Raw genomic sequence first — 10,830 nt, 5'->3', positions numbered from 1 at the left:
ACCCGCCAAGAGGCCCCCATGAACCGCGACAGCCGTTACCTGGAATCCATCCTCCACCACGACATCCCCCTCACCCGGGAAATGGGCCTCAAGGTGCTCGACTGGCAACACGGCCAATTGCAGCTGCACCTGCCGTTGCAAGCCAACATCAACCACAAGAGCACCATGTTCGGCGGCAGCCTGTATTGCGGCGCGGTGCTGGCGGGTTGGGGCTGGCTGCACTTGCAGTTACGTGAAGAAGGTATTGAAGACGGGCATATCGTGATCCAGGAAGGGCAGATCAGTTATCCGCTGCCGGTCACGCGCGATGCAACCGTGATGTGCCAGGCGTCGGAGGAAAAAGTGTGGAAGCGCTTTGTGGCAACCTACAAGCGCTATGGTCGCGCACGGTTGACGCTGGAGACGTGGGTTGTGAATGAGGGCAGTGAGGAGCATGCGGTCAACTTCACCGGCCAATACGTCCTGCACCGTTAGAAACCACAACACAAAACCACTGTGGGAGCGGGCTTGCTCGCGAATGCGCAGGGTCAGTCGATACTTTCATCCGTTGACAGACCGCATTCGCGAGCAAGCCCGCTCCCACATTTGATCTGATGTGACCTTAAGATCTCGCCAGGTTTAGCAACCGCTCACGCCAAGCGGCCTTCGCCGGCAACGCAAGGAAGAATGGGTTCAACAACGACGCCCGCGCCGGATAGCTGAACGGCTCGCCACTCAACTCCACCACCTCGCCCCCCGCGCCTTCCAGCACACCCTGGGCCGCCGCGGTGTCCCACTGTGACGTCGGCGCCAGGCGTGGATAACAATCCGCACTGCCCTCGGCCAACAAACAGAACTTCAACGAGCTGCCGATATTCGCCAGCTTCAACGCGCCCAGGCCTTCGCTCAGCCCGTCCAGCAGACGCTCCTGCTCCGGGCTGGTATGCCGACGACTGGCCACCACGGTAAATGACTCGCCCGCTGCCGGTGCTTCGCGCACCTGGATCTGCTTGGGGGCTTCATTCACATCCGAACGCCAGGCGCCCAAGCCGGCACCACCGAAGTAGCAACGGCCGCTGGTGGGCATCGACACCACGCCGAACACCACGCGGCCCTGTTCGATCAGGGCGATGTTCACGGTAAACTCTTCGCTACCGGAGATAAATTCCTTGGTGCCGTCCAAGGGGTCCACCAGCCACCAGCGCTGCCAGCCGGCGCGCACGCTCTGGTCAATGTCAGCGTCTTCCTCGGACAGCACCGGAATGCTGGGGTCCAATGCAGTCAGGCCGGCCAGGATCAGATGGTGAGCGGCCAAATCCGCTGCCGTTACGGGTGAGTCGTCGGCCTTGGAGGTCACGGCCACGTCGGCGCGCCAGTAGGGCAGTATCACCTCACCGGCCTGGCGTGCCAGCTCAATCACAGGGGCAATAAACGGGTGGCCTAAAAACAGTTCGCTCATGCGGTAAACGCTCCTCGCTGGGTCAACAGGTCTCGTACCAGGTACAGCGCGGCCAAGGCACGGCCTTCGCTGAATTGCTCATTTTGCGCCAGCAACGACAGCTCACGCAGGTTGACCCGTTCCACACGCATCGGCTCAGGTTCATCGCCTTCCAGGCGTTCTTCATAGAGATCGGTGGCGAGGACCACCTGGATTTTCTGACTCATGTAGCCAGGCGACAGCGACAGCTCGGTGAGGTGCTCCAGCTGACGTGCGCCATAGCCTGCCTCTTCCTTGAGCTCGCGATTGGCCGCTGCCAGCACGTCTTCACCCGGCTCGATCAACCCCTTGGGCAACGACAGTTCATATTCGTCGGTACCCCCGCAGTATTCTTCCACCAACAATGCATGGTCTGCATCGATCATTGCCACGATCATCACCGCGCCGTAACCGGCACCGCGGCCCACCAGGCGCTCGTAGGTGCGTTCAACGCCATTGGAAAATCGCAATTGCACTTCCTCCACGCGGAACAAACGGCTACTGGCGACTATTTCGCGGGCGAGGACGGTGGGTTTCTGGCGCATAAGCGGCTCCTTGGCGTGATCGGGTTACTATACCGTGGCTTTTCCGATTGTCTGTGTCGGATATCTTTACTTACATGAGAACACCCCATGCCCTCTTTGCCCTGGCACGCCATCGACACTGTCCTGCTGGACATGGACGGCACCCTGCTCGACCTGCATTTCGACAACCACTTCTGGATGGAACACCTGCCCCAGCGTTACGCCGAGCTGCACGGGGTGAGCCGCGCCATGGCCGAGATGGAGCTGCAGCCGCTGTTCGAGCGTAACGCCGGACAGTTGCAATGGTATTGCCTGGATTTTTGGAGCACGGAGCTGAAGATCCCGGTGCGCGAACTCAAGCTGGAGACCGCCCACCTGATCGCGCTGCGTCCGGATGCGGACACGTTCCTGGCGGCGATCAAACAGGCCGGCAAGCGCGTGATCCTGATCACCAATGCTCATCGTGACTCGCTGTCATTGAAGTTGGAACGCATTGAACTGGCGCCGTATTTCGAGCGGTTGATCAGCTCCCATGACTATGGTTTCGCCAAGGAAAACCCGCAGTTTTGGGATGCCCTTCAAGCCGACATCAACTTCGACCCCGCCCGCAGCCTGTTTATCGACGACACACTGCCAATACTGCGCAGTGCACGGGATTTTGGCGTGGGGCATCTGCTGGCGGTAAAGGAGCCGGACAGCAAGAAGGGGCCAAAGGACACGGCAGAGTTTGCAGCGGTAGATGACTATCGCGACCTCATTGCCGGGCTCTAAACCAATGTGGGAGCGGGCTTGCTCGCGAATGCGGTGTATCAGCAACACATCCAGTGACTGACACTCCGCTTTCGCGGGCAAGCCCGCTCCCACATTTTGCTCTGCGTTTTACTCAGGAATACGCAGTGTCTGCCCTGGGTAGATTTTGTCCGGGTGTGACAACAGCGGCTTGTTAGCCTCAAAAATCTTGTTGTACTGGTTGGCGTTGCCATATACCGCCAGGGAAATCGCGCTCAGGGTGTCACCCTTCTTCACCACGACGAAACGGGCGGCGGCTACGGCCGGGCCGGATACGGTGATCTGGTCATCTACACTGGCTACACCGGCGATATTACCTGCCGCAAGCAGGACTTTTTCTTTCTCTTCCTGAGTGGCAACTGTCCCCGTAAGCGTGACCTTGTCACCGTCGACGGTGGCGTGCACGTCTGGATTGCCCAGGCCGACTTTCTCGATATGTTTCTTCAGGTCCTCACTCGCGTTGGCGTTGCCCGGAGTCAACAGGTCAATCAACTTCTCGCCCGCTTCCTTAACAAAGCTAAAAATACTCATGGTGCGCTCTCCTTGGGATTTGATTTCCAGATGCCCAAGACTAGACCAGTCCTACAGACTTGGGTTCCAGCCCGACCAAAGACCCAAACGCGCTAGAATCCCCCCGCCATTGGAATAAGCCCCGGAGCGAAGATGGACATCAAACAGCTGAAATTCCTCATCGCCCTCGACGAGACCCGTCACTTCGGCCAAGCGGCGGCGCGTTGCCATATCACCCAGCCGACCCTGTCGATGCGTCTGCGCAGCCTTGAAGAAGAGCTGGACCTGCCTCTGGTCAATCGTGGCCAACGCTTCGAGGGCTTTACGGCACCCGGTGAACGGGTGCTGGCCTGGGCACGCACGGTGCTGGCGGCGTACGACGGATTACAGGCCGAAGCGGCAGCCTGTCGCGGCAACCTGGTCGGCACGTTGCGCCTGGGCGTGGTGCCGCTGTCGAGCTTTGATCCTTTGGCATTGATGCAGCAACTGCATAAAGAACACCCAAGCCTGCGTTTCGAGCTTTCGGCACTCAGTTCGGAGCAGATTCTGGAGCAACTGGCGAGCAATCGCCTGGACCTGGGCGTGTCTTACCTGGAGCGTTTGGACACTGAACGCTTCGACTCGCTAGCCCTGGGCGAAACCCGTATGGGCCTGCTCTACGACCAGCGCTTCTTCAGCTTTGGTGACACGCCCCTGAGCTGGGAAGCGCTGATCGAGTTGCCATTGGGCATGCTCACCAGCGGCATGCACTTTCGCCAGTCCATTGACCACAACTTCCACAGCCGTGGGCTCAACCCGCAACCGCTGCTGCAGACCGACGCCGTCCATCAATTGTTACAAGCCGTGCACGGTGGATTGTGTTGCGCGGTCATGCCGCTAGATGGCGGCCTGGACGCACTCACCGAGCATCTGCGCCTGCAGCCGATCGAAGACGCCCATACCCTCGCGCGCCTGGGGCTGATCATGCGGCGTAGCGCACCGCGATCGGCATTGGCCGAGGCGTGTTTTGCGCTGTATCAGAAATCGCAAAACGAACCTTGATCGACGTCATCTATCGGTAGATCAGTACTGGCAATTAGACGCGACGCTTTGTCGCGCCTAGTCTAAACACTGATCAATCCGTCGGTGGTACTGCCTCATGAACGCCAAGCGCCCAGTCTGCGCGGCGCCCGCTCTCGAAACGCCTGCGCCCGCCGCCAGCCAGAGCTACCAGTATTGCAATCTTGAACACACAGAATCTGCCAGCACCGCGCTGGCGGAAGAAGTGGCGTTGGCGATTGCCTATAACGACATCAGCCAAGCCGTGATGTTGGTGACACCGACGGACCTGGAAGACTTTATTGTCGGCTTCAGCATCGGTAGCGGCATTATCGCCGACGTTAGCGATATTTATGACCTGAAACTCAGCGGTTCGGGCTCAGCCCAATTTGCTCAGGTGCAGATCTCCAGCCGCGCCTTCTGGAACCTCAAGCAGCAGCGCCGCCAGTTGGCCGGCACCAGCGGCTGCGGTTTATGTGGCGTGGAAGCCGTTGAACAGGCCCTCCCAGACCTCCAGGTATTGCCCGGCGCGCCTTTGCCGCCCGCCGAATGGCTCGATGGCTTGCGTCAACGCATCAGCGCCTTTCAGCCCCTGGGTCAATACAGCGGCGCCGTGCATGCGGCGGTGTTCATGAACGGCCAGGGCGAGTTGTTGCTCGGCCGGGAAGACATCGGCCGGCACAACGCCCTGGATAAATTGATCGGCGCCTTGATCCGCCAAAAGATTCCGACCGAAGGCGGCCTGGCGATTGTCACCAGCCGTTGCAGCCTGGAGTTGATCCAGAAAGTCCTGCGCGCGGGCATCCAGACCCTGGTCAGCCTGTCGTCACCCACCGGCCTGGCCCTGCAATGGGCCCGCCGGCATAACCTCAATCTCATCCACCTGCCGCAGAAAAGTGCGCCGCGGGTCTACAGTCCTGCGATGGAGAATCAGCCATGAGCCAGCACCACCAAGCCGACCAAACCCCAACCCCGCGCTACAAGCCCTACAAGGGCCCGGCCGGCGGCTGGGGCGCACTGATCAGCGTGGCGCAGGCCTGGCTGACCAGCGACAACGCGCTGAAAAACCTGCGCATGATGCTCAAGACCAACCAGAACGGTGGCTTCGACTGCCCGGGGTGTGCCTGGGGCGACTCGCCGGAAAGCGGCATGGTCAAATTCTGCGAAAACGGCGCCAAGGCGGTGAACTGGGAAGCCACCAAACGTCGCGTGGATGGCGCATTCTTCGCCAAACACAGCGTCACCGCCTTGCTGGAGCAGAGCGACTATTGGCTGGAATACCAAGGCCGCCTGACCGAACCGATGCGCTATGACGCCGAGACCGACCGCTACAAACCTATCAGCTGGGAAGCGGCCTTCGACCTGGTCGGCAAGCACCTCAATGCCCTGCCCAGCCCGGACATGGCCGAGTTCTACACCTCGGGCCGCGCCAGCAACGAAGCGGCGTACCTGTATCAACTGTTCGTGCGCGCCTACGGTACCAACAACTTCCCGGATTGCTCGAACATGTGCCACGAAGCCAGCGGCGTCGCCCTGGCGCAAAGCGTGGGCGTCGGCAAAGGCACCGTGACCTTTGACGACTTCGAACACGCCGATGCGATTTTCGTCTGGGGCCAGAACCCCGGCACCAACCACCCGCGCATGCTCGAACCGCTGCGTGAAGCGGTTAAACGTGGCGCTCAGGTAGTGTGTATCAACCCGCTGAAAGAGCGCGGCCTGGAACGTTTCCAGCATCCGCAGCACCCGCTGGAAATGCTCACCAACGGCGACAAGCCGACCAACACCGCCTACTTCCGCCCGGCGCTGGGTGGCGACATGGCCATCCTGCGCGGCATGGCCAAGTTCCTGTTGCTGTGGGAGCGCCAGGCCCAGGCCGAAGGCAAAGAGGCCGTGTTCGACCACGACTTCCTCAACGAACACACCGCCAACGTGCTGGATTACCTGGGCAAGATCGACGACACCTCTTGGGATGAAATCGTCGAGCAGTCCGGCCTCACCCTGGTCGAGATCGAGCAAGCGGCGCGCATGTACGCCAAAGGCAAGAACGTGATCATGTGCTGGGCGATGGGCATCACCCAGCATCGCCACTCGGTGCCGACTATCCAGGAAATCGCCAACCTGATGCTGCTGCGCGGCAATATCGGCCGCCCTGGCGCCGGCCTGTGCCCGGTGCGTGGCCACAGCAACGTGCAAGGCGACCGCACCATGGGCATCAACGAGCGCCCACCGGTGGCCTTCCTCGACGCCCTGGAGCGTCGCTTCCAGTTCCAGGTGCCGCGCGACAATGGGCACAACGTGGTTGAAGCGATCCACGCCATGCTCGAAGGCCGCTCCAAGGTGTTTATCGGCCTGGGCGGCAACTTCGCCCAAGCCACGCCAGACAGCCCACGCACCTTCGAAGCGCTGCGCAGTTGTGACCTGACCGTGCAGATCAGCACCAAGCTCAACCGCAGTCACCTGATGCACGGTAAAGACGCGTTGATCCTGCCATGCCTGGGCCGTACCGACATCGACATCCAGGCCGAAGGCCCGCAAGCGGTGACGGTGGAAGACTCGTTCAGCATGGTCCACGGCTCCAATGGTCAGCTGCAGCCGCTGTCGAAACTGATGAAATCCGAGCCGGCGATCCTGGCCGGTATCGCCGCGGCGACCCTGGGCAGCAAACCGGTGGACTGGAATTGGCTGGTGGCCGACTACAGCCGCATCCGCGACCTGATCGCCGACACCATCCCCGGCTTCAAGGACTTCAATGAGAAGATCAAGAATCCGGGCGGCTTCTACCTGGGCAACTCCGCGGGCGCGCGCCGCTGGAACACCCCGTCGGGCCGCGCCAACTTCCGCCCGAACATCCTGCCCAAGGACTTGATCCACGAACGTACCCATGCCACCGGCCGCGTGCCAGACCTGATCATGCAGTCGATGCGCTCCCATGATCAGTACAACACCACCATCTATGGCCTGGACGACCGCTATCGTGGGGTCAAGGGCCAGCGGGATGTACTGTTCGTCAACGAAGCCGACATCATCCGCCTGGGCTTCAAGCCTGGGCAAAAAGCAGACATCGTGTCGTTGTGGGAAGACGGCCGTGAGCGTCGCGTGAAGGGCTTTACCCTGCTGGCGTTTGATATTCCGGCGGGGCAGGCTGCGGCCTACTACCCGGAAGTGAACCCATTGGTACCACTGGAAAGCACTGGGGATGGCAGCCACACGCCAACGTCGAAATTCGTGGCGATCCGCCTGGAAGCGGCGAGCGACAATGGCTTGATCATGGCGCGTTCAGCCTGATTACCCAGCCGGCTCCTGCAATCAGCGCTCCGCTGCAGACAGCCGGTCAGAATTCGGGCACAAAAAAGGCCGCTTTTGCATAAAAGCGGCCGTTCCGAAGTAGTTAAAGACTCACGAAAACGACTTAAGTTCCCCAGCCAAAACAGTAACTTAGCGAATTGTGTACAACTCGTGTTACTGGTCGGATTTCTATTGTCACAATCTCAACACAGCCTCAGGATCGCGCCGTCATCCTCTTGAGGTCTCTCTATGAAGTTCTCCTCGATTCTCTTGTTGTCCCTTGGCCTGGTCAGTGGCGCAGCCATGGCCGGTGGCACCACCGAAGCCGGTGTGGGCGGCGCATTGGGCGGGGTACTCGGTTCGGTTGTCGGCCAGCAGATCGGCGGCAATACCGGTTCGGCCATTGGCGCAGCCCTGGGCGGCGCAGGCGGCAGTGCGGTCGGTGCCGACAAGCGCAGCCGTGGCGAAGCGGCCATCGGTGGCGCCCTGGGCGCAGCAGGCGGTAACGTGGTCGGCCGCAGCATGGGCGGCAATACCGGCAGCCTGATCGGCGCAGCCGCCGGCGGTGGTGCAGGTGGCGCGCTGGGCAACTACATGGGCAACAAGAGCGATGACGACGACCGTCGTTCTCGCAGCCGTGACAACCGTCGATATGACCGCGATGATCACCGTGGCCGCGGGCATGCCTATGGGCATCGCAAGAACAAGCACCACTACCGTCACCGGTAAGGTCTAAAGAACAACCACTAACAATGTGGGAGCCCGGCTCCCACATTGGTGTTCACCACCGCCTGCAAAAAATGCGTCAGGCCACCAATCGCTGCAACGCCTCGCGTAACCCGGCAGGAATCGTCACCGGCTGATTCGACCCGCGATCCACAAACACATGCACAAAGCGCCCCGCCGCACAGGCCTCCTCTTCGCCGGCCTTGAACACCGCCAACTCGTACTGCACTGAGCTATTACCCAATTTGCCGACCCGCAGGCCGACGTCGATGCGCTCGGGAAAGGCAATCGATGCAAAGTAGTCACACGCCGAACTCACCACAAATCCCACCACGTCGCCGTCATGGATATCCAAACCGCCCTGTTCGATCAGGTAGGTGTTCACCGCCGTGTCGAAAAAGCTGTAGTAGGTCACGTTGTTCACATGCCCATACACATCGTTGTCGTGCCAGCGCGTGATGATCGGCTGGAAGTGTGGGTAGTCGGCACGTTGTGGCACTGAGTCAGGCATCGGGGTCATCTCATGAAAGTGAGTTACAGGTCGTCCAAATGGGCCTGGGCCCACTCGCGCACCTCGGCGTACGGGTAATCTTCCAGCGCAGCAAAACCCGGAATGCCCCGTGCCTTCAGCTTGGTAAACAACGGCACGCTGATCCCCCCGAGGAAACGCGTCAGGCGGTCCGCCCCAGGCAGTTGGCCGGTGTGTTCATGATGCCTGTGGATAAAATCACCGCACAGCCCCATAAAGTTTTTATCCACAAGCGGCGGCAAGCCAGGCGGTGGAGGCAGGTGCGCAACATGGCCATGGCACACCGAGCAATGCCCGCAACGCTGGGGTGCATGCGCATCGCCAAAGTACTGCGCCAGACGCTGCCCCAGGCAATGTTCGGTAGCGAACAGATCGAGCATGGCGTGAATCCGCGCGACTTCCCCCACCTCGTGTTGCTTGAAGCCTGCGTACAACGTTTCGCTGAGCACCTGCGGATCAAAATCGGTATCCAGCAGGCTGTAGACCTCAGTCATCTGCTTGCTTTCCAGCTCGATCAGGCCTTGCTCCTGGAAGTAATCCAGCGCCTTCACCACCCGATTACGCTCGGCATTGTGCTGTTGATAAAGCGCGTCGAAATCCACCGTCGCCCAAGTCTTTGCCCGTTTGCACACTTGGATGATGGCCGCGACAAACTGCTGCCGCTCGCCGGAGAAACGCGCCAGCAGCGCCTCGGGTTCGATCAGGTATTTGAAGCGGTACTCGGCGTAAAACGCATAGCGCGGCGCAATCACGCCCCTGAGCTCCAACTGCACCAGCAGCGTCTTCAGGGGCAGCTCGCGGATATTGCTGTGGTCCGACAGCGACCTCAGCAGGAACTCCCACTGCCCCTCACTGCGCGCCGCCTGCAACTCATCCAGCACACGGTGGATACCCTCCTGCTCGGGCGTATCACCGTACACAAAGTTTTCCAGCACATTGAGGCTGTCGCGATTGGCCAATACCAGGCAGTCGGACGGCTGCCCATCACGCCCCGCACGGCCGATTTCCTGGCTGTAGTTCTCGATGGACTTGGGCAAGTCAAAGTGCACGACGTTGCGAATGTCACTTTTGTCGATCCCCATGCCAAACGCGATAGTCGCGACGATGCAATTGGAGCGCCCACCCATGAAGCGCTGCTGGATGCCCTCGCGTTTATCGTGGGGCAAACCGGCATGGTAGGCCTCGGCCTGGATGCCGTTGCGATTCAGGTGCTCGGCGATCTGCTCGGCGGTTTTTTGCAAGGTGACGTAGACAATGCTCGGCTGGTTGGCGCGCTCGCTCATCCACTGCACCAGGCGCCGACGCTTGTCGGCACCGCGCACCGGCTCGACCAACAGGTTGAGGTTGGGCCGATAGAAGCCTGTGGTGACCACATCGTCCGGCGCAATGGCGAACTTCGCCTGCATGTCGGCAATTACCTTGGGCGTGGCTGTAGCCGTCAGCAGCAGCGCTTGTGGGATATTGAACTGACGCTGGTAGTCTGGCAGCTTCAAATAGTCCGGACGGAAGTTGTGGCCCCACTCGGAAATACAGTGCGCCTCATCCACTACCAACAGCGAGAGCTGCACACTTTGCAGGAAGTTACGGAAACGCTCATTCTTCAAACGCTCCACCGAAATCATCAGGATCTTCAACTCGCCCGAACGCGCACGGGCCATCACCTCGTTGGCCTCATCACGGCTCTGGGCCGAATCGATACTGCCCGCCGAAATGCCATGGCGCTGCAAAAAGCCAAGCTGGTCCTGCATCAACGCCAGCAACGGTGACACCACCAGTGTCAGGTGCGGCAGTAATACCGCTGACAGTTGGTAGCACAGCGACTTGCCCGATCCAGTTGGAAAAATGGCGGCCGCCGAGCGGCCTGCCAATACGGCGCTGACGGCTTGCTCCTGGCCCAAACGAAACTGTGGATAACCGAAGACCTGTTGGAGGGTGTCGTGCATAGGCTGTCACTCCGTTGACCGCTGAAAGAA

General features: G+C 60.4%; 11 protein-coding genes. 6 read left to right on the top strand and 5 right to left on the bottom strand.

The genetic code is table 11. The annotated features are described in order from the left end of the window. Window positions 1–18: 18 nt before the first annotated feature. Entirely contained in the window at window positions 19–474 is a 456-nt protein-coding gene (locus KUA23_RS01365; RefSeq protein WP_252993340.1) for a YiiD C-terminal domain-containing protein, read from the top strand. 127 nt (window positions 475–601) lie between these two features. Here KUA23_RS01365 and cysQ read toward each other — a convergent pair whose 3' ends face one another. Together cysQ and nudE are read right to left on the bottom strand one after the other, a co-directional pair. Further along, window positions 602–1,438, bottom strand: a complete 837-nt coding sequence (cysQ, locus tag KUA23_RS01360; RefSeq protein ID WP_078046404.1) for a 3'(2'),5'-bisphosphate nucleotidase CysQ — start codon at window positions 1,436–1,438, stop codon at window positions 602–604. Further along, window positions 1,435–2,001 carry an ADP compounds hydrolase NudE gene (gene nudE / locus KUA23_RS01355; RefSeq protein ID WP_078046403.1) on the bottom strand — a complete coding sequence of 189 codons (567 nt, stop codon included), beginning with the start codon at window positions 1,999–2,001 and terminating at the stop codon, window positions 1,435–1,437. The genes cysQ and nudE overlap by 4 nt, the downstream gene beginning before the upstream one ends. A gap of 87 nt (window positions 2,002–2,088) precedes the next feature. On the opposite strand from nudE, the gene yrfG reads away from it, so the two are divergent. Next, window positions 2,089–2,751, top strand: a complete 663-nt coding sequence (gene yrfG / locus KUA23_RS01350) for a GMP/IMP nucleotidase (protein WP_099491410.1) — start codon at window positions 2,089–2,091, stop codon at window positions 2,749–2,751. A 108-nt stretch (window positions 2,752–2,859) separates the two neighbouring features. Here yrfG and lysM read toward each other — a convergent pair whose 3' ends face one another. Beyond that, the gene (lysM, locus tag KUA23_RS01345; RefSeq protein ID WP_099491412.1) at window positions 2,860–3,300 is read right to left on the bottom strand and encodes a peptidoglycan-binding protein LysM; all 441 of its coding nucleotides are present in this window, start codon (window positions 3,298–3,300) and stop codon (window positions 2,860–2,862) included. A 132-nt stretch (window positions 3,301–3,432) separates the two neighbouring features. Here lysM and KUA23_RS01340 point away from each other — a divergent pair, with 132 nt between their 5' ends. The 4 genes from KUA23_RS01340 to KUA23_RS01325 all read left to right on the top strand — a co-directional run bounded on the left by KUA23_RS01340 (window position 3,433) and on the right by KUA23_RS01325 (window position 8,331). Then, the gene (locus KUA23_RS01340; RefSeq protein ID WP_100491733.1) at window positions 3,433–4,320 is read left to right on the top strand and encodes a LysR family transcriptional regulator; all 888 of its coding nucleotides are present in this window, start codon (window positions 3,433–3,435) and stop codon (window positions 4,318–4,320) included. 97 nt (window positions 4,321–4,417) lie between these two features. Beyond that, window positions 4,418–5,257 (top strand): formate dehydrogenase accessory sulfurtransferase FdhD, encoded by an 840-nt coding sequence (fdhD, locus tag KUA23_RS01335; protein WP_252993339.1) that lies wholly within the window; start codon window positions 4,418–4,420, stop codon window positions 5,255–5,257. Beyond that, the gene (locus KUA23_RS01330) at window positions 5,254–7,602 is read left to right on the top strand and encodes an FdhF/YdeP family oxidoreductase (RefSeq protein ID WP_078046398.1); all 2,349 of its coding nucleotides are present in this window, start codon (window positions 5,254–5,256) and stop codon (window positions 7,600–7,602) included. Before fdhD ends, KUA23_RS01330 begins: the two co-directional genes overlap by 4 nt. A 249-nt stretch (window positions 7,603–7,851) precedes the next feature. Then, window positions 7,852–8,331, top strand: coding sequence for a glycine zipper domain-containing protein (locus KUA23_RS01325; protein ID WP_078046397.1), 480 nt, complete (start codon window positions 7,852–7,854; stop codon window positions 8,329–8,331). Between the two features lie 76 nt (window positions 8,332–8,407). On the opposite strand, the gene KUA23_RS01320 is transcribed toward KUA23_RS01325, so the two are convergent. Continuing rightward, window positions 8,408–8,839, bottom strand: a complete 432-nt coding sequence (locus tag KUA23_RS01320) for an acyl-CoA thioesterase (protein WP_078046396.1) — start codon at window positions 8,837–8,839, stop codon at window positions 8,408–8,410. Window positions 8,840–8,862: 23 nt separating this feature from the next. Next, entirely contained in the window at window positions 8,863–10,800 is a 1,938-nt protein-coding gene (locus KUA23_RS01315; protein ID WP_078046395.1) for a RecQ family ATP-dependent DNA helicase, read from the bottom strand. Window positions 10,801–10,830 lie beyond the last annotated feature (30 nt).

This window comes from Pseudomonas pergaminensis, assembly GCF_024112395.2.
In the GTDB taxonomy this organism is placed as follows: Bacteria; Pseudomonadota; Gammaproteobacteria; order Pseudomonadales; family Pseudomonadaceae; genus Aquipseudomonas; species Aquipseudomonas pergaminensis.
The sequence above is the reverse complement of the archived record's forward strand: the minus strand, read 5'-3'. Positions and strand labels throughout refer to the sequence as shown.

Excerpts from the sequence above, each read along its gene's own strand:
- KUA23_RS01365 (WP_252993340.1), top strand. The coding sequence starts at position 19 with ATGAACCGCGACAGCCGTTACCTGGAATCCATCCTCCACCACGACATC.
- cysQ (WP_078046404.1), bottom strand. The coding sequence starts at position 1,438 with ATGAGCGAACTGTTTTTAGGCCACCCGTTTATTGCCCCTGTGATTGAG.
- nudE (WP_078046403.1), bottom strand. The coding sequence starts at position 2,001 with ATGCGCCAGAAACCCACCGTCCTCGCCCGCGAAATAGTCGCCAGTAGC.
- yrfG (WP_099491410.1), top strand. The coding sequence starts at position 2,089 with ATGCCCTCTTTGCCCTGGCACGCCATCGACACTGTCCTGCTGGACATG.
- lysM (WP_099491412.1), bottom strand. The coding sequence starts at position 3,300 with ATGAGTATTTTTAGCTTTGTTAAGGAAGCGGGCGAGAAGTTGATTGAC.
- KUA23_RS01340 (WP_100491733.1), top strand. The coding sequence starts at position 3,433 with ATGGACATCAAACAGCTGAAATTCCTCATCGCCCTCGACGAGACCCGT.
- fdhD (WP_252993339.1), top strand. The coding sequence starts at position 4,418 with ATGAACGCCAAGCGCCCAGTCTGCGCGGCGCCCGCTCTCGAAACGCCT.
- KUA23_RS01330 (WP_078046398.1), top strand. The coding sequence starts at position 5,254 with ATGAGCCAGCACCACCAAGCCGACCAAACCCCAACCCCGCGCTACAAG.
- KUA23_RS01325 (WP_078046397.1), top strand. The coding sequence starts at position 7,852 with ATGAAGTTCTCCTCGATTCTCTTGTTGTCCCTTGGCCTGGTCAGTGGC.
- KUA23_RS01320 (WP_078046396.1), bottom strand. The coding sequence starts at position 8,839 with ATGCCTGACTCAGTGCCACAACGTGCCGACTACCCACACTTCCAGCCG.
- KUA23_RS01315 (WP_078046395.1), bottom strand. The coding sequence starts at position 10,800 with ATGCACGACACCCTCCAACAGGTCTTCGGTTATCCACAGTTTCGTTTG.